Consider the following 25,774-nt stretch of genomic DNA (forward strand, 5'->3'; position numbering starts at 1 on the left):
ATAACTGCAGATCGGGCCGTCGAGCCGAGGCGGGAGAGCCCTCACGAAGTCAGTGGGGCACCGAAGGAGCAAACTCCCCGGAATCTCTCAGGTACCTGCTACCGCTTCGTGCGAGGCCACTCTGGAAAGCAGGCGCACCCGCGCCTCACCCAAGGTGAAAGCCGTGTCTCACACGGTGAAACTCTCAGGTGCCATGACAGAGGGGGAGTTCCCAGCGCACCGTTGTGTCCGGTGCCCGGCCCGAGGAGCTCCCGATCACCTCTACGCAGTTCGACGCCCGCCACATCGGCCCCTCCGAGGCCGAACGCGCCAAGATGCTCGCCGAGTGCGGCTACGGATCCCTCGACGCGCTGCTCGAAGCGGCTGTGCCGAGTGCGATCCGCGTCACTCGCGACCTGGTTCTGCCGCCCGCCGCGTCCGAAGAGGACGCCACCGCGGAGCTGCGCGCGCTCGCCGCGCGTAACCGGCCGATGACGCAGATGATCGGGCTCGGCTACTCCGACACCGTCACCCCCGGCGTGATCCGGCGCAACGTGCTCGAGAACCCCGCCTGGTACACGGCCTACACGCCGTACCAGCCGGAGATCTCGCAGGGCCGCCTCGAAGCGTTGCTCAACTTCCAGACGATGGTCGCCGACCTGACCGGGCTGGCCACCGCGAACGCGTCCCTGCTCGACGAGTCGACCGCCGTCGCCGAGGCCGTCACGCTGATGCGCCGCGCGTCCAAGTCGAAGTCGAACAAGGTCGTGCTCGACGCCGAGTGCCTGCCGCAGACCATCGCCGTCGTGCGGACCCGCGTCGAGGCGCTGGGCATCGAGGTCGAGGTCCGCGACCTGCTCACCGGGCTGCCCGAGGACTTCTTCGGCGTCGTCGTCCAGTACCCCGGCGCGTCCGGCGTGCTGCGCGGCCGCGGTTTCTACCACGCGATCTCCGAGTCGGCGAAGGCCGCGGGCGCGCTGTTCACCGTCGCCGCCGACCTCCTCTCGCTGACGCTCATCACCTCACCCGGCGAGTTCGGCGCCGACGTCGCCGCCGGGTCGACGCAGCGCTTCGGCGTCCCGCTCGGCTACGGCGGCCCGCACGCCGGGTTCATGTCCGTCCGCGCCGGGCTCGAGCGCTCGCTGCCCGGGCGCCTGGTCGGCGTCTCGGTCGACGCCGACGGCAACCCGGCCTACCGCCTCGCGCTGCAGACGCGTGAGCAGCACATCCGCCGCGAAAAGGCGACGTCCAACATCTGCACCGCGCAGGTCCTCCCGGCCGTGCTGGCCGCGATGTACGCGGTCTACCACGGCCCGGACGGCCTCAAGCGGATCGCCCAGCGCGTCCACGGCCTGGCCGCGGGCTTCGCCGACGCGCTGCGCAAGACCGGCGTCGAGGTCGTGCACGAGTCCTTCTTCGACACCGTCGTCGCGCACGTCCCGGGCCAGGCGGCCGACGTCCACGCCGCCGCCCGCGCGGCCGGGGTCAACCTCGGCCACGTCGACGCCGACCACGTCCGCGTCGCCTTCGACGAGGTCAGCACCCCCGCGATCACCGCCAAGGTCCTCAAGGCCTTCGGCGTCGAAGAGGACGCGCGGGACGGCGTCGCGCTGCCGAACGGCCTGGCCCGCGAGAGCGGCTTCATGGGCCACGAGGTCTTCGGCAGCCACCGCTCCGAGACGGCGATGCTGCGCTACCTGCGCCGGCTGTCCGACCAGGACTACGCGCTCGACCGCGGCATGATCCCGCTCGGCTCCTGCACGATGAAGCTCAACGCCACCACCGAGATGGAGCCGATCAGCTGGCGCGAGTTCGCCGGCATCCACCCGTTCGCGCCGGCCGAGGACGCCGAGGGCTACCACGTCCTCGTCGCGCAGCTGGCCGAGTGGCTGGCCGAGGTCACCGGCTACGACAAGGTGTCGCTGCAGCCGAACGCGGGCAGCCAGGGCGAGCTCGCCGGGCTCCTCGCGATCCGCGCGTACCACCGCTCGAACGGCGACGACGCCCGCGACGTCTGCCTGATCCCGTCGTCGGCGCACGGCACCAACGCCGCGTCCGCGGTGCTCGCCGGGATGCGCGTGGTCGTCGTCAAGTGCACCGACGAGGGCAACGTCGACCTGGCCGACCTGCGGTCCAAAGTGGACGCACACCGGGACACGCTCGCCGCGATCATGGTGACCTACCCGTCGACGCACGGCGTGTACGAGCACTCGATCGACGAGCTGGCCAAGATCGTGCACGACGGCGGCGGCCAGGTGTACGTCGACGGCGCGAACCTCAACGCCCTGCTGGGCCTGGCCAAGCCGGGCGAGTTCGGCGGCGACGTCTCGCACCTGAACCTGCACAAGACCTTCTGCATCCCGCACGGCGGTGGCGGCCCCGGCGTCGGCCCGGTCGCGGTGCGCGCGCACCTCGCGCCGTTCCTGCCCAACCACCCGCTGCTGGAGGCGGCCGGCCCGGCGACCGGCGTCGGCCCGATCAGCGGCGCGCCCTACGGCTCGGCGTCGATCCTGCCGATCTCCTGGGCCTACGTCCGGATGATGGGCGCGCCCGGCCTGACCGCCGCGACGAAGGTCGCCGTGCTGGCCGCGAACTACGTCGCCTCGCGCCTCGCCCCGCACTACCCGGTGCTCTACACGGGCCAGGACGGCCTGGTCGCGCACGAGTGCATCCTTGACCTGCGCCAGATCACCAAGGAGACCGGCGTGACGGTCGACGACGTCGCGAAGCGGCTCATCGACTACGGCTTCCACGCGCCGACGATGTCGTTCCCGGTCGCCGGCACGCTGATGGTCGAGCCGACCGAGTCCGAGGACCTGGGCGAGATCGACCGGTTCATCGCCGCGATGATCGCCATCCGCGGCGAGATCGACGAGGTCGCCAAGGGCACCTGGACGGCGGAGTCGTCGCCGCTGCGCGGTGCGCCGCACACCGCCGAGACGCTGGTCGGCGAGTGGGACAAGGCCTACGACCGCGAGCTGGCCGTGTTCCCGGCGGGCGTGTCGCGCAAGAACAAGTACTGGCCGCCGGTCCGCCGCATCGACGGTGCCCGCGGTGACCGCAACCTGGTCTGCTCCTGCCCGCCCCTCAGCGAGTACGGGTCGTGAGTGCGTAACAGTGTTCTAACACTGTTACGCACTCACGACCCCACCCACGGAAGGCGAACATGTCTCGCGAAACGTCCCTGCACGGAGTCCACAAGGGACTCGGTGCACTGTTCACCGACTTCGCCGGCTGGTCCATGCCGGTCCGCTACGCCAGCGAGCTGGCCGAGCACAAGGCCGTCCGCGAGGCGGCCGGGCTGTTCGACCTCTCGCACATGGCCGAAATCCACGTCACCGGCCCGCAGGCCGCCGACGTCCTGGACTTCGCGCTGGTCGGCAACCTCACCGGGGTCAAGCCGGGCCGGGCGCGCTACACGATGATCTGCGACGCCGACGGCGGCGTGCTCGACGACCTGGTCGTCTACCGGCTGGCCGACGAGCACTACCTGGTCGTCGCCAACGCGGGCAACGCGAAGGTCGTCGCGGACGCGCTCGCCGAGCGGGTCGCGGGCTTCGACGCGGTCGTCGACGACCAGTCGGAGACGACCGCGCTGATCGCCGTCCAGGGCCCGAACGCCGTCAAGATCCTCGGTACGGTCACCGACGCCGACCTCGACGCGCTCAAGTACTACGCCAGCGTGCCGGCGGTCGTGAAGGGCCACGAGGTCCTGCTCGCCCGCACCGGCTACACCGGCGAAGACGGCTTCGAGCTGTTCGTCCCGGCCGACGAGGCCCCGGCGGTGTGGCGCATCCTGTCCGAGGCCGGTGAGGGTCACGGGCTCGTCCCGGCCGGGCTGGCCTGCCGCGACACGCTGCGCCTCGAAGCCGGGATGCCGTTGTACGGCAACGAACTCACCCTCGGCCAGAGCCCATTCGAAGCGGGGCTCGGGCGCGTTGTCAAGTTCGAGAAGCCGGGCGACTTCGTCGGCCGCGCGGCCCTGGAAGAGCGGTCCAAGGCCGACGTCCCGCGCGTGCGCGTCGGGCTCAAGGGCCAGGGGCGCCGCGCTCCGCGTCACGGCTACAAGCTGCTGGCCGATGGCGTGGACAGCACTGTGATCGGCGAGGTCACCAGCGGGGCGCTGTCGCCCACGCTGGGTCACCCGATCGCCATGGCGTACGTCGATCGGGCGTACACCGAGCCCGGCACCGAACTTTCCGTCGACATCCGGGGCAGGATCGAGCCCGTCGAGGTCGTCGCCCTGCCCTTCTACTCCCGCGCGTAAAGGACTCTTGCACCGTGAGCATCCCCGAGAACCTGAAGTACACCAAGGAACACGAGTGGCTGAACGTCGAAGGTGACGTCGCCACCGTGGGCATCACCGCCTTCGCCGCCGAGTCGCTCGGTGACATCGTGTTCGTCCAGCTGCCCGACGTCGGCGCCACGATCACCTCGGGCGAGGTGTTCGGCGAGGTCGAGTCGACCAAGTCCGTCAGCGAGCTGTACGCGCCGGTCTCCGGCGAGGTCGTCGAGGTCAACGGCACCACGTCGGACACCCCCGAGGTGATCAACTCGGACCCGTACGCCGAAGGGTGGCTGCTCAAGGTGCGTCTCTCCGGTGACGTCCCCGAGCTGCTCGACGCCGCCGCCTACGCCGCACTCACCCAGGAGAGCTGATGACGACCTTCGACGCCCACCTCGCCGACGTCGACCCCGAGGTCGCGGCGGCCGTCGCCGACGAGCTCACCCGCCAGCAGTCGACCCTGGAGATGATCGCCTCCGAGAACTTCGCCCCGGTGGGCGTGCTCGAGGCGCAGGGCTCGGTGCTGACCAACAAGTACGCCGAGGGCTACCCCGGCCGCCGCTACTACGGCGGCTGCGAGCACGTCGACGTCGTCGAGCAGCTCGCGATCGACCGCGCGAAGGCGCTGTTCGGCGCCGAGCACGCCAACGTGCAGCCGCACTCGGGCGCGCAGGCCAACGCCGCCGCGATGTTCGCCGTGCTCAAGCCCGGCGACACCATCCTCGGCCTCGACCTGGCGCACGGCGGCCACCTGACGCACGGGATGAAGATCAACTTCTCGGGCAAGCTCTACAACGTCGTCGCCTACCACGTCGACAAAGAGACCGGCATCGTCGACCTGGCCGAGATCGAGCGTCTCGCCGTCGAGCACAAGCCGAAGCTGATCATCGCCGGCTGGTCGGCGTACCCGCGTCAGCTCGACTTCGCCGAGTTCCGCCGCATCGCGGACCTGGTGGAAGCCAAGCTGATGGTGGACATGGCGCACTTCGCCGGGCTGGTCGCGACCGGCCTGCACCCGTCGCCGGTGCCGCACGCCGACATCGTCACCACGACCACGCACAAGACCCTCGGCGGCCCGCGCGGCGGCTTGATCCTGTGCCGCCAGGAGCTGGCGAAGAAGATCAACTCGGCGGTGTTCCCCGGCCAGCAGGGCGGGCCGCTCGAACACGTCATCGCGGCCAAGGCCGTCGCGCTGAAGATCGCCGCGAGCGAGGAGTTCAAGGAGCGCCAGCAGCGCACCCTGGACGGCTCCCGCATCCTGGCGTCGCGGCTGTCGCAGGAGGACTGCGCTTCGGCCGGCGTGCGTGTGCTGACCGGCGGCACCGACGTCCACCTGGTGCTCGTCGACCTCGTCCAGTCCACTCTGGATGGTCAGCAGGCCGAGGACCGGCTGCACGAGGTCGGCATCACGGTCAACCGCAACGCCGTCCCGTTCGACCCGCGCCCGCCGATGATCACCTCCGGCCTGCGGATCGGCACCCCGGCGCTGGCCACCCGCGGCTTCCAGGCCGAGGACTTCACCGAGGTCGCCGACGTCATCGCCGAGGCCCTCAAGCCCGACTTCGACGACGCCCTCCGCGCGAAGCTGCGCGACCGCGTCGAGACCCTGGCCAAGAAGCACCCGCTGTACGCGGACCTGTCCCGGTGAGCGCTCTGCCCGAGGGCCGGAAGCTGCTGCGCCTGGAAATCCGCAACAGCGAAACGCCGATCGAGAAGAAGCCGCCGTGGATCAAGACGCGGGTGCGGATGGGCCCGGAGTTCACCGAACTGAAGGGCTTGGTGCGCCGCGAAGGCCTGCACACGGTGTGTGAAGAGGCCGGGTGCCCCAACATCTACGAGTGCTGGGAGGACCGGGAGGCGACGTTCCTCATCGGTGGTGACCAGTGCACGCGCCGGTGTGATTTCTGTCAGATCGACACGGGTAAACCGGCCGAGCTGGACCGGACGGAGCCGCGGAAGGTCGCGGAGTCCGTCCAGGCCATGGGGCTGCGGTACTCGACGATCACCGGCGTGGCTCGTGACGACCTTGCGGATGGTGGGGCCTGGCTGTACGCCGAGACCGTCCGTCAGATCCACTCGCTGAACCCGGGTACTGGCGTCGAGTTGCTGATCCCGGACTTCAACGCGGACCCGGCACAGCTGGCCGAGGTGTTCGGGTCGCGTCCGGAGGTGTTGGCGCACAACGTGGAGACGGTGCCGCGGATCTTCAAGCGGATCCGTCCCGGCTTCCGGTACGCGCGGTCGCTCGACGTCATCACCAAGGCGCGTGAGTTCGGGCTCGTCACGAAGTCGAACCTGATCCTCGGCATGGGGGAGACCCCGGACGAGGTCGCCCCGGCGATGCAGGACCTGGTCGACGCCGGGTGCGAGATCCTGACGATCACGCAGTACCTGCGGCCGTCGCCGCGGCACCACCCGGTGGACCGGTGGGTGAAGCCGGAGGAGTTCGTGGAGCACTCGAACGCCGCCGAGGCGATGGGCTTCGCGGGCGTCATGGCGGGGCCGCTCGTGCGGTCGTCGTACCGCGCGGGACGGCTCTACGCCCAGACCAAGGCCCACCGCGGTGAAGAGCTGCCGGAGAACCTGCGGCACCTCACCGACCAGGGGCCGGCCGCGCAAGAAGCCAGCTCCCTGCTGGCGAGATAGGAGAGGCGGATCAATGGCGATCAGCGTCTTCGACCTGTTTTCCATCGGTATCGGGCCGTCGAGCTCCCACACCGTCGGCCCGATGCGCGCGGCACTGACCTTTGTGGACGGTCTCGGCGACGACCTCGGCCGGACCGCGCGCGTGCAGGCCGAGCTGTTCGGCTCGCTCGGCGCGACCGGCTTCGGCCACGGCAGCGACAAAGCCGTCCTGCTCGGGCTTTCGGGTGAGCGTCCCGAGGCCATCGACACCGACACCGTGCCGGTGCGCGTCGCGGAGATCCGCGAGTCCGGCCGGCTGAAGGTGGGCGGCACGCACGAGATCGCGTTCGACGAGGACACCGATCTCACCATGCATCGCCGCAAGTCCCTGCCGGCGCACCCGAACGGCATGATCTTCCGGGCCTTCGACGCGTCCGGCTCGCTGCTGCGTGAGCGGACGTACTACTCGGTGGGCGGCGGCTTCGTCCGCGATGAGTCGTACGAGACGGACGCGGTGTTCGTCGAGGACGCGACGCCGGTGCCGTACCCGTTCCGCACCGGCGCGGACCTGCTCGGGCACTGCGCGTCGACCGGGCTGCCGATCAGCGAGATCATGATGGCGAACGAGCTGTCGTGGCGTTCGCGCGAAGAGGTCCGGGACGGCCTGCTGCGGATCTGGGCGGTCATGGCCGAGTGCGTCCGCAACGGCTGCGTCCACGAAGGCGTGCTGCCGGGCGGGCTGAAGGTGCCGCGCCGGGCGCGGGCGCTGCACGAGAAGCTGCTGGCCGAGGACGGCCTGGACGACCCGCTGTACGCGATGGACTGGGTCAGCCTCTACGCGCTGGCGGTCAACGAGGAGAACGCCGCAGGCGGGCGCGTCGTCACCGCGCCGACCAACGGCGCCGCCGGGATCATCCCCGCGGTCCTGCACTACTACCAGCGGTTCATCCGGCACTCGTCGGACGACGGCATCGTCACGTTCATGCTCACGGCGGCCGCGATCGGCTCGATCCTCAAGCAGACCGGCTCGATCTCCGGCGCCGAGGTCGGCTGCCAGGGCGAGGTCGGTTCGGCGTCCGCGATGGCGGCGGCCGGGCTGACCGAGGTGCTCGGCGGCTCCCCGGCGCAGGTCGAGAACGCGGCGGAGATCGGCGTCGAGCACCACCTGGGCCTGACGTGCGACCCGGTCGGCGGCCTGGTGCAGATCCCGTGCATCGAGCGCAACGCGGTCGGCGCGTCGAAGGCCATCCACGCGGCCCGGATGGCGATGCGCGGCGACGGCAGTCACGTGGTGACGCTGGACAAGGCGATCAAGACGATGCGCGAGACGGGCGCCGACATGAGCGTGAAGTACAAGGAAACCGCCCGCGGCGGCCTGGCGGTGAACGTCATCGAGTGCTGACAGGTCAGTTGCGGCGGGCCTCGTCGTCGGACTCGGTGGCCAGCCGCAGGCCGACCTCCACGAGGGTCCAGCCGAACTGCTGGCGCCGGGTTCCGGTGTGGCGGCGTGGTGTCGCCCGGCCCGGCGGACGGTTGCGCACGCCGTGGCGCAACTCGTTCTCGCGCTCGTGTACCAGATCTTCGGCCATCAGAAAGTGCACCGGCTCGCCCCCTGCGTCGCTCATCGGTGTCGTGCGGCCCATCGTCGCCGACTGTGCCCGTTCGGTTCCACAGGTTTTTCGCACCGCGAACACAGTGTGATCGCCGCGCGAGCCTCGGTCCACTTCGAAGGTGCGAGGCGTACCGTGACGGACACCCAGCGTGCCCGGGTCGCGCGCGGCGGGTGAACCATCCGGCCACCGTGGCCCGCGGCCTAAACTCGCGGGATGGAGTCGACCTCGGTGGTGAATGCCGGCGAAGCGCTGTTCCGGCCGGTCCGCGCGGGCAACGCTTTCGAGGAGACCGTCGAGCGGCTGCTGCAGGCGATCCGGCTGGGCGTGGTCGGCGCGGGGGAGCGGCTCCCGTCGGAGCGTGAGCTCGCCGAACGGCTCGGGGTCAGCCGCGTCACGCTGCGCGAGGCCATCCGCGCACTCTCCGACGCCGGTTACGTCGAGTCACGTCGAGGTCGCTACGGCGGCACGTTCGTGAACGAGACCCTCCCCGGCCCGCCGGAACACGCACCCGACGCGGTCGCCGTCGACTCCGTGGTGCTGGAGGACGCGCTGAGCCTGCGCTACGTGCTGGAGACGGGCGCGGCGGAGATGGCCGCGGCCCGCTCGCTGAGCCCGGCCGACCGCCAGCACCTCACGGGCACCCTGGCCGAGGCGGCGGGCGCCGACCTCGACGACTACCGCCGCAAGGACTCCCGCCTCCACCTGGCGATCGCCGAGGTCACGGCATCCGGCTCACTGACCACGGCGATGGCCGACGCACGCACGCGGGTGAACCAGTTGCTGGACCGGATCCCGCTGCTGCAGCCGAACCTGGAGCACTCGAACGCCCAGCACGAGGCAATAGTGGACGCAATCCTGGCCGGCGACGCGGTCGCGGCCCGCCACGCGATGGCGGAGCACATCGAGGGAACGGCTTCGCTGCTGCGCGCCTTCCTGGCCTGACTCGAACGCCTTAGGTAATAGACTCAGCTCGATCGGACCAGATAACTATTTCATGGTCATGCTGTGTGTCGTCTGTTCTCAGATTTTGCTCTCAAGTTCGGCGACGCGGCTCGACAGCCGGGCAACGGCCTCCTGAGTCACTATTAAAGCCGCCTCCAGTGCCGCGACTCGCTCCTCTGGTGAAGTCTCGAGCGCAGGCTGGGTGAGCCAAGCTGGTCGCCCATCTGCGGCTTGTCCCGCGCGACGGCATACAAAGCCAACTTTCGTCAGAACTCGTTGGGCTTCCATCGTGGTGTAGGTCGTCCGCTCCCAACCTGTGACGACGGCGAACACTTGCTTCGGCGGGAAAACTGTGTGCCCAACCTCGACCAAATGTTCGCGGATCGGTTCGGCGGCGACCTCGCGCATCGCGGTCAACACGGTTTCGTGATTCAGATCGAGGGGGCGCCCTCCTACGGTGACTCGAACCATGCTCGTCCTTCCTGTAAGTACTAGTTCTACAGGAACTTACAGGAAGGACTGTCTGTCGTCTAGGTCCTTGTTCTGTGCGGGCGGCTCGGCCAGCCTGCGGAGGGCTCAAGATCGGCCATGGGCGCCCACGCCGTCTTGACAGGATTCGAACAACTCCGTTAATTCTCCACAGAACCTTTTCACTCGACCGGACGTCATCCATTCGTGACCTCGACGACGACGGAACCCGACGGTGCCGATGACGCCGAAGCGAAGCCCGACACCCCGCGGCGCCGGCGATGGCGGCGGATGCGGCGGATCGGTTACTGGAGCTTCGGGCTCCTCGTCGGTGTGCCGCTGATCGCGTTCTGGATCGCCTACCTCGTGCTCGACGTGCGCAGCCCGCAGGAGGTGCTCGCCGGGCTCGACAAGACCGTCGTGCTGAACTACTCCGATGGATCGCCGCTGCTCAAGGTGATTCCGGCCGACGGCGACCGGATGTTCGTGCCCTACGCACAGGTGCCCTCGAAGCTGCGCGACGCGATCATCGCCACCGAGGACCCGACCTTCTGGGACAACCAGGGGTTCGACCCGACCGGCATCGGCCGCGCGTTCCTGACCGGCGTCGGCGGTGGGTCCGGGATCACCCAGCAGTACATCAAGAAATCCACCGGCGACGACGACGCCACGGTCGGGCGCAAGTTCGCCGAGCTCGTGCTGGCCACCAAGATCACCCAGGAACAGAGCAAGGAACAGATCTTCGAGAGCTACGTCAACATCATCTCCTTCGGCCGCGGCACGTTCGGGCCCGCCGCGGCGATGAACGCCTACTTCGGCAAGAAGCTCGACGACTCCATGACCTGGAGTGAAGCCGCGTTCCTGGCCGGGATGATCCAGTCGCCGTCGGTGCACGACCCGGCGGCCTCCGGCGACGCGCACGCCGCGCGGCGCTGGCAGTACGTGCACGACAAGCTCGTCGAGCGCGGTTACGTGAAGAGCGACGAAAGCATGGCCTACCCCGGCACGGAGGTCCAGCCACCGTCGGAAACCCGCGCCGGCCGCGTCACCTACGACGGATTCCACGTCAAGCAGCAGGTGCTGGCCGAGCTCGAACAGGACGGCTTCCCGCTCGGCCGGCTCCAGCAGGGCAACATGACGGTCGAGACGACGCTGGACCGGACCGCGCAGGCCGCCGCGACGAAAGCGTTGCAGGACAGGCTGAAGGGCGAGCCGAAGGAGTTCCGCGGCGCCGTCGTCGCCGTCGACCCGAAGACCGGCGCCGTGCGCGCTTACCAAGGCGGTGACCAGGGTGTCCGCGACTACGCGAGCACCCCGCACGCGGCCGGCTCGGCGTTCTACCCGTTCACGCTCGCCGCGGCCCTGCGCGGCGGGTACGGCCTCGACCAGCCGCTCCCGTCGCCGGAGAAGCAGGAGTTCCTCGGCGAGAGCTTCCAGTACCCGGTCGTCTGCCCGAAGTGCACGCCGGTCGCCGCGATGCAGTCCCAGGCCGACGGCCCGTTCATCGCCGTGGCCAGGAAACTCGGCCCGGACGCGCTGAGCGAGGCCGCGCGGCAGGCGGGCATCCCGGAGGCCGTCGACGGCGTGCCGACCATGCGGGAGAAGGACGGCTTCCTGATCGGCGCGGGCATCGCGATCGGCCGGTACCCGTTGCGGCCGCTGGACATGGCGGGCGCGTACGCGACTTTCGCCGCCGACGGGCAGCGCGCCACCCCGCACTTCGTGGCGAAGGTGCGCGACGAGAGCGGCGCGGTCGTCTGGGAGCACACCGACACCGCGCGGCCCGCCTTCGACGACGACGGCGACGCGAGCCGCCGCGTCGCCGAGGATGTCACCGCGACGCTGGGCACGTCGCTGCCGGACGGGCGCCCGGCGGCGCTGCGGTTGGGCGCGGCCGAGCACGGCAACTCCCCGGACAACCAGGACGCCTGGGCCGTCGGCTACACGCCGCAGCTGGCGACCGCGGTCTGGATCGGCTCCGACGACGACCGGCTGCTCAAGGACGCGACCGGCGCCAAGCTCACCGGCGACGTCGTCCCGGCCGACATCTGGCGCGCGTTCATGGCCGCGGCACACGAAGGGCAGCCGATCCGGCCGCTCGGCGACGCGAAGCGGGGCGTGGCGCTCGCGCCGCCGCCGGAGATCCGCCCGCGGCGGTGACGGCTCAGCGGACCAGGGCCAGCAGGAACCCGTCGTAGCTCTTGCCGCCGACCGTCTGGACGGCGGTCGCGTCCAGCCGGGGTTCGGCGGCGATCAGCTCGGCCATCCGCCGCACACCCTGGACGTTCGGGTCGGTGCTCCCGGCGTCGACCACCGCGCCGCCGCGCACGACGTTGTCGACGACGATCGTCGTGCCCGGCCGGGACAGCGCCAGCGCCTCGCGGACGTAGTTGTCGAGGTTGGCCTTGTCGGCGTCGATGAACACGAAGTCGAACGGCCCGGTGAGCGTCGGCAGCGTGTCCAGCGCGGCGCCCACCCGGATGTCGACGACCTCTTCGCCGAAGCCCGCGCGCGCCAGGTTCGCCCGCGCGACGTCGGCGTGCTTGGGCTCGTACTCGCAGGTCACCAGCCGGCCGCCGGCCGGGAGCGCGCGGGCCAGCCAGATCGTGCTGTACCCGCCGAGCGTGCCGATCTCCAGGATCGACCGCGCGCCGGCGAGGCGGGCCAGCAGGTTCAGCAGCTTGCCCTGGTTCGGGGCGACGGCGATCGACGGCAGGCCGGCGGCCGCGGAATCGGCCAGCGCGGCGTCGAGCACCGGATCGGGGCTCAGCACGGCGGCGGCGAAGTAGTCGTCGACCGCGGCCCAGGTGTTGTCGCTCATGGGACCCAACCTAGCGGGATCCGCGCCGGTGGGATCATGACCGGGACGGCCGGGGAGGAAGGTGGACATGGACGACTACCGCGTCGTCGCGGACACTCTCGCCGCCGACGTCGAAGCCGGCCGCCTGCGCCCGGGCGACCGGCTCCCGCCGCAGCGCCGCTTCGCACGGGAGCGCGGCATCGCGAACTCCACGGCCGCCCGCGTCTACGGCGAGCTGGTCCGGCGCGGCCTGGCCGTCGGCGAGGTCGGCCGCGGCACGTTCATCCGGGCCGCGAAGCCGCCGCCGGAACCCGCGCTCGCCGAGCCCGGCGACGCCCGCGTCGACCTCGAGCTCAACTTCGCCGTGCTGCCGGGTCAGTCCGCGAGCCTCGCCCGCGCGCTGGAACCGTTGCTGCGCCAGGACGTCCTGACCGCGGCCCTGCACCCGATCGGCGCCGCGGGCACCCCGGTCGCGCGCGACGCGGCGGCCGCGCTGCTCACCCGCGGCGACTGGCACCCGGACCCGGCGACGCTGCTGTTCACCGGCAACGGCCGCCAGGCCATCGCGGCGGCGATCGCCGCGTTCGTGCCGGTGGGGGAACGCCTCGCGGTCGAGTCGCTGACGTATCCGGTGGTGAAGGGCGTCGCCGCGCGGCTCGGCGTGGAGCTGGTGCCGATCGAGACGGACGACGACGGCCTGGTGCCCGCGGCGCTGCTGGCGGCCGGCCCGGTGCGGGCGCTGTACGTCCAGCCGACACTGCACAACCCGCTCGGCACGACGATGCCCGCGGCCCGGCGCGCGGCCCTCGCCGAGGTCGTGACGCGGCTGGACCTGCCGGTGATCGAGGACGGCATCTACACGTTCCTGCGCGCCGACGTCCGCCCGTTCGCGGCGTTCGCGCCGGAGCGGACGGTGTTCGTGGACAGCCTGTCCAAGCGCGTCGCGCCGGGGCTGACGGCGGGGTTCCTGGTGCCGCCGCCGGCGTGGACGGCCCGGCTGGCGTCGGCGGTCCGCTCGGGCGGCTGGGCGGCGCCGCGGTTCGCGGTCGAGGCGGCGACGCAGTGGATCGCGACGGGCACCTTGGCGGAGGTGGAGACGGCGAAGCGTGCGGACGCCGCTTCGCGGGCCACGGTGCTGGCGGAGCGGCTGGCCGGGTTCGACGTCCACGGCGACCCGGCGTCGTACCACCGCTGGTGGGTGCTGCCCGAGCAGTGGCGCGCGGAGACGTTCGTCGCGGCGGCGGCGCGGCGCGGGATCGCGTTGTCCCCGGCGTCGGCGTTCGCGGTGCTGCCGGGTCACGCGCCGAACGCGGTGCGGATCGCGGTGTCGGCGCCGCCTCCCGAAACACTCGACGCGGCCCTGAAAGTCCTCGCCGAGCTGGCGTCCGGCACGCCCGACGACTTGCTCGTGGACTAGATCACGCAACCATCTCGGCCTGGCGTACGTACTCATAAGAGTGAGGAAGAAATCGCGCGGCCGCCGCGGGCCGAGGCTGGGGGCTGCCGCTGTCGCGGCTGTCGTGGGAGCCGGGCTGGCCTGCGCTTACACCACTTTCGGCGCGTCGCTGATCGCGAGCGCCGACGCTCCGCGGCACACCGCGGTGACCGAAAGCAGTACTACCGGGAGTAGCCCGACGACTCCGGTGCTCAGTCGTCCGGTGCCGGATCCCATCCTGCCGTTCAACGCGAAGCTGACTTCCACGGACATCCCGGTCCCCGGCGGCGGTGTCCGCAGCGGTGCCTGCAGCGGCTCGCTCATCGACGCCCGGTGGGTCGTGACCGCCGGGCACTGCTTCCACGACGTCAACGACGTCCGGGTCGGGGGCAAGCCACGCTACGACATGACCGTGACGCTCGGGAAGCTCAAGGACAGCGACACCGGCGGCGAGTCGGCGCAGGTCGTCGACGTCCGGCAGTCCGCGGTCAACGACCTCGCCGTGGTGAAGCTCAGCGCGCCCATCACCGGGATCACCCCGCTGAAGCTGGCGACCGAGCCGCCGTCGAAGGGGCAGCCGCTGCGGTTCATCGGCTGGGGTTCGGTGTCGGCCACCGTCGTCGCGCCCTCGGACCACCTCAAGCGCGGTCAGTTCACCGTCGCGAAGATCCGGCAGACCACCCTCGAAGCCGCGCCGGTCGTGACGCGGACCGTCGAGAACAGCCCGTGCAAGGACGACTCGGGCGGCCCGTTCTTCACCTCCGACGACGACCGCACCGGCACCCTCGTGGCCATCGTCAACGACGGCCCGGCGTGCCCCCAGCCCGGGCTCGAGGTCATCGCGCGGGTGGACGTCGTCGCCGGCTGGATCCAGGAGCAGATCGCCGGCGGGTGACTCAGCGCGCGTACTTCCCGACGAAGCTGCCGCAGGTCACCGCGCGCCCGGTGAGCTTCGCCTGGATCGCCTTCTCCAGCCCCAGGTAGTCGAACACCGGGGTGTCGAGCGGGATCTGGGCCGGCACCGGGCCGCCGGTGGCGAGCTGCCGGATCGAGTCCGTCTGGAACAGCACCAGGTAGTCGCCTTCGCGGTTGAGGTCGTCGGCCTCCGCGAGCATGCGCTGCGGGGCGTCGCCGACGATCTCCAGCGGCAGCGGCCACTCCAGCGGGAACGGGTTGCGCAGGCCGAACGCCGGGTAGGCGAACGAGCTGTCCGGCAGGATCGCCGTGCGGGCCGCCGGGAACTCCGCCAGGCAGTCGCGGATCTGCCGGACGTAGGTGAACGTCGAGGGGTTGGTGCGGATCCCGCTCATCGCCGGGGTCACCGCGCCGAGGTCCTCGGTCAGCTTGTCGTGGCTCAGGTCGAGGTAGGCCGCCTGGTCGTGGCGCGCGACGACGACCCAGCCGCACACCGCCACCGCCGTCAGGCCCGCCGTCGCCGTCACCCAGCGCCGCGCCAGCCGCGGCCGCGGCGGGACCACGGCGCTCAGCAGCAGCAACGCCGTCAGCGCGAGCGTCCCGGTGAGCAGCGTCGGCGTGTCGTTGCCCCAGGACAGGCTGGTCATGAACCCGGTCGCGAGCACCAGCAGCCCGGCCCACGGCACCTTGCGCGTCACGGCCGCGTTGACCAGCACGCTCACCGCGACGATCCACCACAGCACGTCCGCCCAGCGCGACGAGCCGGTGAACCGGCCGTCGACCACGGTCAGGACCACGGCCGTCGCGCCGGCCAGCACCAGCACCCAGGACGCCACCCGGCCGGCCGCGCCGAGCCGGTCGCCCGGCAGCCGGACCGCGAGCAGCACCACGGCGATCGCGGCGAAGAAGCTCAGCTCCCGCACCGGCGCCCGGGTCAGCACCTCCGGGTCCTCCAGCCACAGCCCGAGCAGCCGCTGGCCGTACGCGGGCACGCCGCCGGTGAGCTGCTCGACCATCTCCGCGAACCCGCCGCCCAGGCTCACCCAGGCCACGTACGCCAGCCCGGGCGCGCCGAGGGACAGCAGGTCGAGGACCAGTCGGCGCCACCAGCGCGCCGTCCGCAGCGCGCCGGCCCGCGTCGACGGGTGCAGCAGCAGCCAGAACACGCCGATCACCGCGGCCAGCGCGAAGCTCTGCTTGACGAACACCGCGCAGCCGAGCAGGGCCAGGCCGCCGCGCCGGGCGAACGCGTGGCCGCCGCGCAGGCCCGCGTCCAGGGCCCAGGCGCCGCACGCGGTGAGCGCGATGCCGTCGACCGTGTGCCAGGCCATCAGCGGGAACGCGTTGAGGTTGATGAGCGACGCCGCCGCGACCATCGCCGTCATGCCCGGCCCCCAGGCCAGCACCCGGCGGCGGGTGACCAGCGCGGCGAACCCGATGGTCGCCACGATGATCTCGATCATGGACAGGAAGCTCGAGCCGAAGAACAACGGCATCGGCAGCGCGAAGTCGGCGACGTGCAGCACCGCCGAACCGAGCGGGCGCGCGGAGATGATCTCGGCGTGCGGCACTTCGCCGTGCAGCACCCGCCACGCCTGGGCGAGGATGAAGCCCTGGTCGGACGGGTGGAAGCCGAAGCGGCCGACGCGCAGTTCGGTGGCCAGCGCGAGCAGCACGACCCAGGCGGCGTGCACGCTCCAGCGCAGCAGCGGCCGGGAGCGCTCCGCGGGAGCGGGCTCCGGGGAAGCAGTGGCGCGCACCGGACTCGCCACGTCCACGCCGCCCGCCTTCCGCTCCCGATCACACCCGGGAAGCGATGGTAGCGGCCGGGCCGCCCGCGGATACCGGCCGGACCACCCGCCCCCACCTGCTCGTGAGTGTTCAGGGCGGTTCTAACCGCCCTGAACACTCACAAGACGTCACCCGGTCGTGGTGCGGGCGGTGCCGATCGCGGCGGTCTGATCCGCGAAGGCGGTGCGTTCCCCAGTACTGCGTTCCGGCATTTCGAACTCCCCAGTTCACGCTCGTCCTGATGAACGAGACTCGCGCGAGGGTAGAAGTACCGTCGCCGCGGTGCCAGGGTTTTGCCGGAAATTCGCACCGATCACCCACGACGGCGCCAGATCACGCGGGTGATCGCCGCCGCGACGGCCGCCGGCGCGGGCCGGCCCGGCAGCCCGCGGGCCTCCGGCGCCGACTCCCGCGTCGCCCGGTGGGCGAGGTGCGCGGCGAAGCGGGAGAGCCGCGGCGCGACGAGCGTCGCCAGCTCGGCGGCCCGTCCTTCGGGGAGGTGAGGATCGCGGGACGTTCTTCGAGGGCCTTGACGACGAGCGCGGCCGCGCGTTCCGGGCTGCTCGACGGGATCCCGCGGTAGCCGGTCGGCGCGATCATCGGCGTCCGCACCAGCGGCATCCGGACGGAGGTGAAGGTGACGCCGTCCGAGAGCGTCTCGCGCCCGGCGGCCAGCCCGAACTCCTCCAGCGCCGCCTTCGAAGCCAAGTAGGCGGAGAAGCGCGGGGTGTCGGTCTGCAGGCCCATGGTGGTGACGTTGACGACGTGCCCGAAGCGCCGCTGCGCCATCGACGGCAGCAGCCCGAGGATGAGCCGCACCGGGCCGAAGTAGTTGATCGCCATCGTGCGCTCGTAGTCGTGGAACCGTTCCGTGGACAGCGAAACCGAGCGCCGGATCGACCGGCCGGCGTTGTTGACCAGCATGTCGACGGCGCCGTGGTCGCTCAGCACGTCCTTGACCAGCGCGTCGACCGCGTCGCCGTCGGTGAGGTCGCACGGGTAGGCCGCCGCGACGCCGCCGGCGGCCGCGATCTCGCCACGGACGTCGTCGAGCTCGTCGGCGCGCCGGGCCACCAGCAGCACCTTCGCGCCCTTGCGCGCGATGGCGAGCGCCGACGCGCGGCCGATGCCGGACGACGAGCCGGTGACCAATACCGTCCGCCCGGCCAGGCCGTGGGTGCGGCGGGCGCGGTCGGGGTCGAGGTGCTCCTGCCAGAAGCGGTAGAGCGGGGCGGCGTAGTCGCGCAGCTCGGGGAGCTGGACGCCGCTGCCGAACAGCGCCGTCGTCGTGCGCGCGGTGTCGAAGACGACCTCGGTGCTCAGGTGCGGCAGGACTTCGAGGGGGACGCCCAGCTCGTCGAGGACGGCGGCCCGCGTCGCGCGCCCGCCGGGCACGCGGTCGACCCCGGCGGCGGCCGCGTGCGCGAGCCGGGTGCCCGCCCGCCGCAGCACGTTCGACGGCTTCGCGGGCAGCACGGCCCGGATCGCCGGCCCGCCCGCGACGCGCGCGAAGGCGTTGTAGACGGAGTTCAGCGACTGCGGGCGCGCGGCGGCGAGGTGGTAGGTCGCCCCGGCCGGCGCGTCCCGGTGCATCAGGTACTCCATCGCCTCGACGACGTAGTCGACCGGCACCAGGTTGGTCGCCCCGAGGTCGGGCGCGGCGAGCGGGAGACGCCGGGGCAGCGCCGCCAGCCGCGAGATCGCGGGCAGGAAGTAGTACGGGCCGTCGATCTTGTCCATCTCGCCGGTGCGCGAGTCGCCGACGACGGCCGAGGGCCGGTAGACGCGGTAGGGCAGCGGCTGCTCGCGGACGAGCTTCTCGGCCTGGAACTTCGTCGCGTGGTACGGCGAGCCGAAGTGCTGGCCGAGGTCGAAGTCGGCCTCGGTGAAGCGCCCGGCGTGGTCGCCCGCGACGGCGATGGAGGAGACGTGGTGCACGAGCCCCGCCCCGGCTGTCGCGGCGAAGGCGAGCAGGTGGCGGGTGCCCTCGACGTTGGCGCGCCGGTTGGTCTCCTCGTCCGCGGTGAAGTCGTAGACCGCCGCGAGGTGGACGACGTGGTCCAGGTGCGGCAGCCCGTCGGCGTCGACGCCCAGCCGCGGCTCGGTCAGGTCGCCGACCACCGGGTGCAGCTTGCCGGCGTTCGCCCAGCCCTCCGCGAGCACCGACAGCCGCTCCCGCGAGGTCTCACGCACGAGCGTGTACACCGCGGCCGTCTCCGGTCGCCGCAGCAGCCGGGCGACCAGGCGTTTCCCGAGGAAACCCGTCGCGCCCGTCACGAAGTAGGTGGTCATGGCCGGCCCCTCGCACTCGACGTCGTCGGGCCGACTCTAACCTACTGGAAAGTAGGAACGGTAGTTGTCAGGTTTCCACCTTGTCGTCCGCCGTAGCCACGATGGCGTCACGCAGGGCGGCTCGCAGCCGTCCGACGTCCAGCGGCCCGAGCACCGCCGCCTCGCCCGGTGGCGCGACGAGCACCACCTTGTCGTTGCTGACGAACACCGTCACGTCCCTGCGCCTGCCGGCCAGATCCCGGCAGGTGACCGACCACTCGCCCCGACTCATGGTCGTCGCCTCCGATTCCCTCGACGTTCTGCTTCGTGCGGGGGTGGGAGACCCGCGCCACGGGGCCATGACGCCGGTTCACCCGATTTGCCTACTCGCGAGTTTTCCCTTGCGGAACGAGGGGTTCCGGCGTACCGGGATGTGGTGCGGCGGGTTCCGGAGTAGGTTCGCGCCAGGATTTGCTGTCGCCGGTGGAGGTCAGGATGTCGGAGCCGCGGAAGATCGTCGTCGTCGGAGCGGGCCTGGGCGGTGCGTCCGCCGCGGCCGCGTTGCGCGAACGCGGTTACACCGGCGAAGTCCTGCTTATGGGGGCCGATCCGCACCGGCCGTACGAGCTGCCGCCGCTGTCTAAGGGCGTCCTGCTCGGCACCACCGACGAACCCGATTGGGTGCACGAAGAGAAGTACTACGCGGAGAAGGACATCCGGTTCACCCCGGGCGTCACGGCGACCCGCGTCGAGCTGGGCGCGCGGCTGGTCCTGGACGACGCGGGCGGCGAGCACCGCTACGACCGCCTCGTGCTGGCCACCGGCTCGCGCCCGAAGGCCCTCCCCGTCCCCGGCGGCGACCTGCCGGGCCTCTACACGCTGCGCAGCCTCGACGACGCGCTCAAGCTGCGGTCCGCGTTCGCCGAGGCGGAGCGCGTGGTCGTGATCGGCGCCGGCTGGATCGGCTCGGAAGCCGCCGCGGCCGCCCGCTCGCACGACGCGGACGTCACGGTGGTGGACCCGGTCGCGGTCCCGCTCTCGACGGTCATCGGCGAGACGATCGGCGGGGTGTTCCGGGACCTGCACACGGAAAACGGCGTCCACTGGCGCCTGGGCGAGCAGGTCGCGGAGATCACGGGCGGCCCGGACGGCGTCCGCGGCGTCAAGCTGGGCAACGGCGACGAGCTGCCGGCGGACGTGGTCCTGGTGGCGGTCGGCGCGGCCCCGCGGATCGAGCTGGCCCACGCGGCGGGCCTGGAGCTGTCCGACGACGGCGGCGTCGCGGTGGACGCGGGCCTGCGCACAGCGGCCCCGGACGTCTACGCGGTCGGCGACATCGCGGCCCACTTCCACCCGCGCTACGGCCGCCGCATCCGCGTGGAGCACTGGCAGAACGCGAAGGACCAGGGCACGCACGTGGCGCAGAACCTGTTGGGGGAGAACGAGCCCTACCTGGCGTCGCCGTACTTCTTCACCGACCAGTACGACCTGGGCTGCGAGTACCGCGGCCTGGCCGACCCGGCCGCGGACGAGCTGGTGGTGCGGGGCGACCTCGCGTCGAGGGAGTTCACGGCGTTCTGGCTCCGCGACGGCGAAGTGGCGGCGGCGATGAACGTGAACATGTGGGACGACGGCGACGCGCTGAGCGCGCTGGTCGACGGCCGCACGAAGGTGACGGCGGAGCAGCTCGAGACGGGCGATCTCGCGGACCTCGGCTGAGGGTCAAGCCTGCCCAGATGAACAACACTCCCGCTTGGCTGACCATCGCTGTCGCCGGCATGACAGCGGTGGTCGCCCTCCTGACGGCGTCGATCACCACGTGGTTGACGACGAAAAGCGCGAACAAGAGATCCGCGACCGAGCTGGAGCAGCAACGGGAGCGGTTCGCCCAGGAGCTCGAGCACCAGCGCGAGCTGGAACGCCGGAAGCTCCTGTTCGGGTTGAGGTCGGAGATCTACCTGAAGATCACCCAGGTGTTCGCGGACGCCGTGACCGCGCTTTCCGTCTCTCGTTCCGATCGGTCCGAGGGCAACGCGGAGACCGTTCTCGAGCTGGCCGGGGCGCTGCGCAGGTTGCAGGACCTGGTCACCTCGTGCGCCATCGTCGCTTCCGAAGACGTCACGTCGGCGGCTCGCGGCTTCGGTGGCCGGCTCCGGGCGACCCGGGACTGGCTCGCCCGGCCGGACATGAAGCTGCGGGGACGGAACTTCGACGACGTGTGGGACCCTGCCGTGGACGCGTTCGAGCTGCTCACGAACGCCATGCGCGTCGACCTGGGTTCGATCGACGACAGCTCGAGGGAGAACAGCCGGCTCACGACAGCGGATCCGGCCTGACCGGCGGCCGGGTCAGGGTCAGGAAAGCCACCAGCGCCAGCAACGCGAACCCGGCGATGGTCGCCGCCATCGGGACGGCCGTTCCCGGGCCGCCCAAGCCCACCAGTGGTGTGGCCACTCCGCCGACCACGAACTGCAGCACGCCCAGCAGCGCCGACGCCGCGCCCGCCGAGCGGGCGTGTTCGGCCAGCGCCAGGGAACTCGCGTTCGGCATCACCAGGCCGATGCTCGACACCAGCAGGAACAACGACACCAGCAGCGCGGCCAGCGGCAGGTGCGCCAACGCCGACACCAGCACCAGGACGCCGCCGAGCGCGCCGAGGAGGAGACCGGCGAGCAGCAGCGTGCGCTCGGGAACCCGGCCCACCAGCCGGCCGTTGAGCTGACCCGCCAGCACGATGCCGACGCCGTTGGCGCCGAAGACCACGCTGTAGGCCTGCGGGCTCAACCCGTACACGCCCTGCAGCGCGAACGACGACCCCGAGATGTAGGCGAACATCGACGCGAACAGCAGGCCGGACGCCAGCGCGTAACCCGCGAACGTCCGGTCCACCGCCAGCCGCCCGTACGTCTTCATCACCCGGCCCAGACGCGCGGGTGAGCGGCGGGACACCGGCAGCGGCTCCGGCATCGCGAAGGCGACCACGGCCAGCAGCAGCGCGCCGAACACCGTCAGCACGACGAACACCCCGCGCCACGACGTCCAGTTCAGCAGCTGGCCGCCGATCAGCGGGGCGAGGATCGGGGCCAGGCCGCTGACCAGCATCAGCGTCGAGAAGAACTTCGTCATCGCGGTGCCGGAGTACAGGTCGCGCACGGCGGCGCGGGCGATCACGATGCCCGCGGCGGCGCCGAGGGACTGCACACCCCGGGCCGCGACCAGCAGCCACGCGTCCGGGCTGACCGCGCACAGCACCGAGCCCACGACGTACAGGACGAGGCCCACGAGGAGCGGCCCGCGGCGGCCGAGCGCGTCCGACAGCGGCCCGAGCACCAGCTGGCCGACCGCGAGGCCGACGATGAACGCGCTGAGCGTCAGCTGCACCGTCGTGTCCGCGGCGTGCAGGTCGCCCGCCATCTGCGGCAGCGCCGGCAGGTACATGTCGATGGACAGGGGCCCGAACGCCGAGAGCCCGCCCAGGATCAGGACGAACTTCAGCTGCGCGCGCCGGGTGGGCGCGGCAGGTTCCGCCGTGTCGGTCATGCGCCTCCTCCAGTTACACCGAGGAGCAGCGACGTGGTCACCGGGCCTATTCCGCCTGTGACTGGTGACACGCCGTGCTCGACCGGGCTCCCACCGACACTGATCCGATCATTTTCCCGCCGATTGTGCGATGGCTCTGGATCGGAGACCTCGTCTGCGATATACATCGGATGTCTGGTCGGGCTGGTGAAGGGAAACATCCGTGCAGCTGGTACGCCTCGGAGAGCCGGGAAGCGAGCGTCCGTACGTCCGCGCCGACGACGGTACGACCTACGGGCTGAGCGGGCTGACCGCCGACGTCGACGGCGGGTTCCTCGCCACCGGCGGTCTCGCCCGGGTGGCCGCCGCGCTCGCCGCCGGGGAGCTGCCGGCGGAGGACGTCACGGCCCTGCGCGTCGGCTCGCCGATCGCCCAGCCGGGCAAGGTCGTCTGCATCGGGATGAACTACCGCCGCCACGCCGAGGAGACCGGCGCGACGCCGCCCACCGAGCCCGTCGTGTTCATGAAGGCGCCGGACGTCGTGGTCGGCCCCGGCGACGACGTCCTCATCCCGCGCAAGTCGGTCAGCACCGACTGGGAGGTCGAGCTCGGCGTCGTCATCGGCACGACCGCCCGCTACCTCGACAGCGTCGAGGAGGCCCTGGACCACGTCGCGGGGTACGTCGTCTCGAACGACGTCTCCGAGCGCGCGTTCCAGTTCAGCGCCGGCCAGTGGGACAAGGGCAAGTCCTGCGAGAACTTCAACCCGCTCGGCCCGGCGCTCGTGCCCGCGGCGCAGGTGCCCGACCCGCAGGACCTCGGCCTGCGGCTGTGGGTCAACGGCGCGAAGAAGCAGGACTCGTCGACCAAGGACATGATCTTCTCCGTGGCCGAGATCATCCACCACCTGAGCCAGGTGATGGTGCTGCGCCCCGGCGACCTGATCAACACCGGCACGCCCGAAGGCGTCGCGCTCGGGCAGCCCGACCCGAAGCCGTACCTGCGCGACGGCGACGTGATCGAGCTGGAGATCGACGGCCTCGGCCGGCAGCGCCAGACCGCGAGGCAGGCCTGACCATGGCGAAGATCATCGGCATGGAGGTCCTCGACGTCCGGTTCCCGACGTCGCGGGAGCTCGACGGCTCGGACGCGATGAACCCCGACCCGGACTACTCCGCGGCCTACGTCGTGCTGCACACCGACGGCGGCCCGGACGGCTACGGCCTCGCGTTCACCATCGGCCGCGGCAACGACGTCCAGGCCGCCGCGATCCGCGCGCTCGCGCCGCACGTCGTCGGCCGGGACGTCCCGGCGGACGCGGCCGCACTCGGCGACCTCTCGCGCACGCTCGTCGGCGACTCGCAGTTCCGCTGGCTGGGTCCGGAAAAGGGCGTCGCGCACATGGCGGTCGGCGCGGTCGTCAACGCCGCGTGGGACCTCGCCGCGCGCCGCGCCGGCCTCCCGGTCTGGAAGTTCGCGGCCCGGATGACGCCCGAAGAGCTGGTCAGCCTGGTCGACTTCCGGTACCTGTCCGACGCGCTCACCGAGGCCGAAGCCCTCGACATCCTGCGTGCCGCCGAGCCGGGTCGGGTCGAGCGGGTCGCGCAGCTGGAAGCGCACGGCTACCGCGCCTACAGCACGTCACCCGGCTGGCTCGGGTACGCCGACGCGAAGCTGGTGCGGCTGTCCGAACAGGCCGTCGCGGACGGCTTCGACATGATCAAGCTCAAGGTCGGCGGCAACCTCGACGACGACGTCCGCCGGATGAAACTCGCCCGCGAGACCGTCGGCGACGACATCCGCATCGCCGTCGACGCCAACCAGCGCTGGGACGTCTCCGCCGCGATCACCTGGATGACCGCGCTCGCGCCGTACGACCCGTACTGGATCGAAGAACCGACGTCCCCGGACGACATCCTCGGTCACGCCGCCATCGCGAAAGCGCTTGCGCCGATCCGCGTCGCCACCGGTGAGCACGTCCAGAACCGGGTGATGTTCAAGCAGCTCCTGCAGGCCAACGCGATCTCCGTGCTGCAGCTGGACGCCGCCCGCGTCGGCGGGTTCAACGAGAACCTGGCGATCCTGCTGCTGGCCGCCAAGTTCGGCGTGCCGGTGTGCCCGCACGCCGGCGGTGTCGGGCTCTGCGAGCTCGTGCGGCACCTGTCGCTGTTCGACTTCGTCGCGGTGTCGGCGTCTGACACCGACCGCACCATCGAGTGGGTCGACCACCTGCACGAGCACTTCACCGACCCGGCCGTCGTGCAGCGCGGCCGGTACCTCGCCCCGACCGCCCCCGGGTTCTCCGCGCGCATGCACGACGCCACACTGCGCCGGTTCCGCTTCCCGGACGGTCCCGAGTGGACGGAGACCGCAAGTGAGTGAATTCGAGGGCCTGGTGGCCGCCGTCACCGGAGGCGCCTCGGGGATCGGCCTGGCGACGGCCACCCTGCTGGCCGAGCGCGGCGCGCAGGTGGCCGTCCTGGATCTGAAACCGGGTGACGAAGGCTTCCGCTGTGACGTCTCCTCGGACGACGAAGTGCGTTCGGCCGTCGACGCCGTCGTGGAACGCTTCGGGCGCCTGGACATCCTCGTCAACAACGCCGGCATCGGCGCGCAGGGCGACGTCACCGCCAACGGCGACGACGAGTGGCACCGCGTGTTCGACGTCAACGTCGTCGGCATGGTCCGGCTCGCCCGGGCCGCCTTGCCGCACCTCAGGAACTCGCCGTCCGCGGCGATCGTCAACACCTGCTCCATCGCGGCCTGGGCCGGCCTGCCCAGCCGCGCGCTCTACTCGGCCAGCAAGGGCGCGGTGCTCTCGCTGACCCTGGCCATGGCGACCGACCACCTGCCGGACCGGATCCGCGTCAACTGCGTGTGCCCGGGCACGGCGGACACCCCCTGGGTGGGCCGGCTGCTCGACTCCGCCGACGACCCGGCGGCCGAACGCGCGGCGCTCGCCGCGCGCCAGCCGATGGGCCGGCTGGTCACCGCCGACGAGGTCGCGGGCGCGATCGTCTACCTCGCCAGCCCGCTGTCCGCTTCGACCACCGGCACCGCGCTCGCGGTCGACGGCGGCATGTACGGCCTGCGCCCGCGCGGTCCGGTGCAACCCCAATAAGACTTTTCGC

The 25,774-nt window shown here is 71.4% G+C and carries 21 protein-coding genes, 1 pseudogene and 1 riboswitch; of the genes and pseudogenes, 15 read left to right on the forward strand and 7 right to left on the reverse strand.

Annotated elements, in window-relative coordinates; translation table 11 throughout:
• Positions 1-20: 20 nt before the first annotated feature.
• Positions 21-114, forward strand: a riboswitch (glycine riboswitch).
• Between the two features lie 140 nt (positions 115-254).
• Genes gcvP through OHS58_RS46930 form a run of 6 tightly spaced genes read left to right on the forward strand, consistent with a single transcriptional unit; the run spans position 255 to position 8,291 of the window.
• Positions 255-3,086, forward strand: a complete 2,832-nt coding sequence (gene gcvP / locus OHS58_RS46905; protein ID WP_328649971.1) for an aminomethyl-transferring glycine dehydrogenase — start codon at positions 255-257, stop codon at positions 3,084-3,086.
• Between the two features lie 59 nt (positions 3,087-3,145).
• Positions 3,146-4,246 carry a glycine cleavage system aminomethyltransferase GcvT gene (gene gcvT / locus OHS58_RS46910; protein ID WP_328646558.1) on the forward strand — a complete coding sequence of 367 codons (1,101 nt, stop codon included), beginning with the start codon at positions 3,146-3,148 and terminating at the stop codon, positions 4,244-4,246.
• A gap of 14 nt (positions 4,247-4,260) precedes the next feature.
• Entirely contained in the window at positions 4,261-4,638 is a 378-nt protein-coding gene (gene gcvH, locus OHS58_RS46915) for a glycine cleavage system protein GcvH (protein WP_247062187.1), read from the forward strand.
• A complete protein-coding gene (gene glyA / locus OHS58_RS46920; RefSeq protein WP_328646559.1) occupies positions 4,638-5,912 on the forward strand; it encodes a serine hydroxymethyltransferase in 1,275 nt (424 codons plus the stop codon). The genes gcvH and glyA overlap by 1 nt, the downstream gene beginning before the upstream one ends.
• A complete protein-coding gene (gene lipA / locus OHS58_RS46925) occupies positions 5,909-6,910 on the forward strand; it encodes a lipoyl synthase (protein WP_328646560.1) in 1,002 nt (333 codons plus the stop codon). The genes glyA and lipA overlap by 4 nt, the downstream gene beginning before the upstream one ends.
• Before the next feature lie 13 nt (positions 6,911-6,923).
• The gene (locus tag OHS58_RS46930; protein WP_326947047.1) at positions 6,924-8,291 is read left to right on the forward strand and encodes an L-serine ammonia-lyase; all 1,368 of its coding nucleotides are present in this window, start codon (positions 6,924-6,926) and stop codon (positions 8,289-8,291) included.
• A gap of 4 nt (positions 8,292-8,295) precedes the next feature.
• Here OHS58_RS46930 and OHS58_RS46935 read toward each other — a convergent pair whose 3' ends face one another.
• The gene (locus OHS58_RS46935) at positions 8,296-8,532 is read right to left on the reverse strand and encodes a hypothetical protein (protein ID WP_328646561.1); all 237 of its coding nucleotides are present in this window, start codon (positions 8,530-8,532) and stop codon (positions 8,296-8,298) included.
• A 183-nt stretch (positions 8,533-8,715) separates the two neighbouring features.
• Here OHS58_RS46935 and OHS58_RS46940 point away from each other — a divergent pair, with 183 nt between their 5' ends.
• On the forward strand, positions 8,716-9,444 hold the full coding sequence (locus tag OHS58_RS46940; protein WP_247062196.1) for a FadR/GntR family transcriptional regulator: 729 nt from the start codon (positions 8,716-8,718) through the stop codon (positions 9,442-9,444).
• 78 nt (positions 9,445-9,522) lie between these two features.
• On the opposite strand, the gene OHS58_RS46945 is transcribed toward OHS58_RS46940, so the two are convergent.
• Entirely contained in the window at positions 9,523-9,915 is a 393-nt protein-coding gene (locus OHS58_RS46945) for a hypothetical protein (protein ID WP_328646562.1), read from the reverse strand.
• Positions 9,916-10,119: 204 nt separating this feature from the next.
• Between OHS58_RS46945 and OHS58_RS46950 the strand changes: the two genes are divergently transcribed.
• The gene (locus tag OHS58_RS46950; protein WP_442875504.1) at positions 10,120-12,072 is read left to right on the forward strand and encodes a transglycosylase domain-containing protein; all 1,953 of its coding nucleotides are present in this window, start codon (positions 10,120-10,122) and stop codon (positions 12,070-12,072) included.
• A 4-nt stretch (positions 12,073-12,076) separates the two neighbouring features.
• Here the strand turns inward: OHS58_RS46950 and OHS58_RS46955 are convergent, their stop codons facing one another.
• Entirely contained in the window at positions 12,077-12,733 is a 657-nt protein-coding gene (locus OHS58_RS46955) for an O-methyltransferase (RefSeq protein ID WP_328646563.1), read from the reverse strand.
• Positions 12,734-12,800: 67 nt separating this feature from the next.
• Between OHS58_RS46955 and OHS58_RS46960 the strand changes: the two genes are divergently transcribed.
• Positions 12,801-14,129 carry an aminotransferase-like domain-containing protein gene (locus OHS58_RS46960; protein WP_328646564.1) on the forward strand — a complete coding sequence of 443 codons (1,329 nt, stop codon included), beginning with the start codon at positions 12,801-12,803 and terminating at the stop codon, positions 14,127-14,129.
• Positions 14,130-14,370: 241 nt separating this feature from the next.
• Positions 14,371-15,042 carry a S1 family peptidase gene (locus OHS58_RS46965; RefSeq protein ID WP_328646565.1) on the forward strand — a complete coding sequence of 224 codons (672 nt, stop codon included), beginning with the start codon at positions 14,371-14,373 and terminating at the stop codon, positions 15,040-15,042.
• A gap of 1 nt (position 15,043) precedes the next feature.
• On the opposite strand, the gene OHS58_RS46970 is transcribed toward OHS58_RS46965, so the two are convergent.
• The 3 genes and pseudogenes from OHS58_RS46970 to OHS58_RS46980 all read right to left on the reverse strand — a co-directional run bounded on the left by OHS58_RS46970 (position 15,044) and on the right by OHS58_RS46980 (position 19,416).
• On the reverse strand, positions 15,044-16,840 hold the full coding sequence (locus OHS58_RS46970) for a hypothetical protein (protein ID WP_328646566.1): 1,797 nt from the start codon (positions 16,838-16,840) through the stop codon (positions 15,044-15,046).
• A 326-nt stretch (positions 16,841-17,166) separates the two neighbouring features.
• A pseudogene (locus OHS58_RS46975) lies at positions 17,167-19,145 on the reverse strand (SDR family oxidoreductase).
• Between the two features lie 67 nt (positions 19,146-19,212).
• The gene (locus tag OHS58_RS46980; RefSeq protein ID WP_247062208.1) at positions 19,213-19,416 is read right to left on the reverse strand and encodes a hypothetical protein; all 204 of its coding nucleotides are present in this window, start codon (positions 19,414-19,416) and stop codon (positions 19,213-19,215) included.
• Between the two features lie 203 nt (positions 19,417-19,619).
• Between OHS58_RS46980 and OHS58_RS46985 the strand changes: the two genes are divergently transcribed.
• Together OHS58_RS46985 and OHS58_RS46990 are read left to right on the forward strand one after the other, a co-directional pair.
• The gene (locus OHS58_RS46985) at positions 19,620-20,843 is read left to right on the forward strand and encodes an NAD(P)/FAD-dependent oxidoreductase (RefSeq protein ID WP_328646567.1); all 1,224 of its coding nucleotides are present in this window, start codon (positions 19,620-19,622) and stop codon (positions 20,841-20,843) included.
• Positions 20,844-20,860: 17 nt separating this feature from the next.
• Positions 20,861-21,460, forward strand: coding sequence for a hypothetical protein (locus tag OHS58_RS46990; protein ID WP_328646568.1), 600 nt, complete (start codon positions 20,861-20,863; stop codon positions 21,458-21,460).
• Here the strand turns inward: OHS58_RS46990 and OHS58_RS46995 are convergent.
• Positions 21,438-22,664, reverse strand: coding sequence for a multidrug effflux MFS transporter (locus tag OHS58_RS46995; protein ID WP_328646569.1), 1,227 nt, complete (start codon positions 22,662-22,664; stop codon positions 21,438-21,440). The genes OHS58_RS46990 and OHS58_RS46995 overlap by 23 nt on opposite strands.
• Before the next feature lie 202 nt (positions 22,665-22,866).
• Here OHS58_RS46995 and OHS58_RS47000 point away from each other — a divergent pair, with 202 nt between their 5' ends.
• The 3 genes from OHS58_RS47000 to OHS58_RS47010 are packed head-to-tail and all read left to right on the forward strand — an operon-like array spanning position 22,867 to position 25,764.
• Complete coding sequence (locus OHS58_RS47000; RefSeq protein WP_328646570.1) at positions 22,867-23,718, forward strand: fumarylacetoacetate hydrolase family protein; 852 nt, start codon at positions 22,867-22,869, stop codon at positions 23,716-23,718.
• Between the two features lie 2 nt (positions 23,719-23,720).
• Positions 23,721-25,025: an enolase C-terminal domain-like protein gene (locus OHS58_RS47005; protein WP_328646571.1), complete on the forward strand. Its 1,305-nt coding sequence runs from the start codon at positions 23,721-23,723 to the stop codon at positions 25,023-25,025.
• Positions 25,018-25,764 carry an SDR family NAD(P)-dependent oxidoreductase gene (locus tag OHS58_RS47010; RefSeq protein ID WP_326947059.1) on the forward strand — a complete coding sequence of 249 codons (747 nt, stop codon included), beginning with the start codon at positions 25,018-25,020 and terminating at the stop codon, positions 25,762-25,764. Before OHS58_RS47005 ends, OHS58_RS47010 begins: the two co-directional genes overlap by 8 nt.
• Positions 25,765-25,774: the final 10 nt, after the last annotated feature.

The organism is Amycolatopsis sp. NBC_00348 (assembly GCF_036114655.1).
In the GTDB taxonomy this organism is placed as follows: Bacteria; Actinomycetota; Actinomycetes; order Mycobacteriales; family Pseudonocardiaceae; genus Amycolatopsis.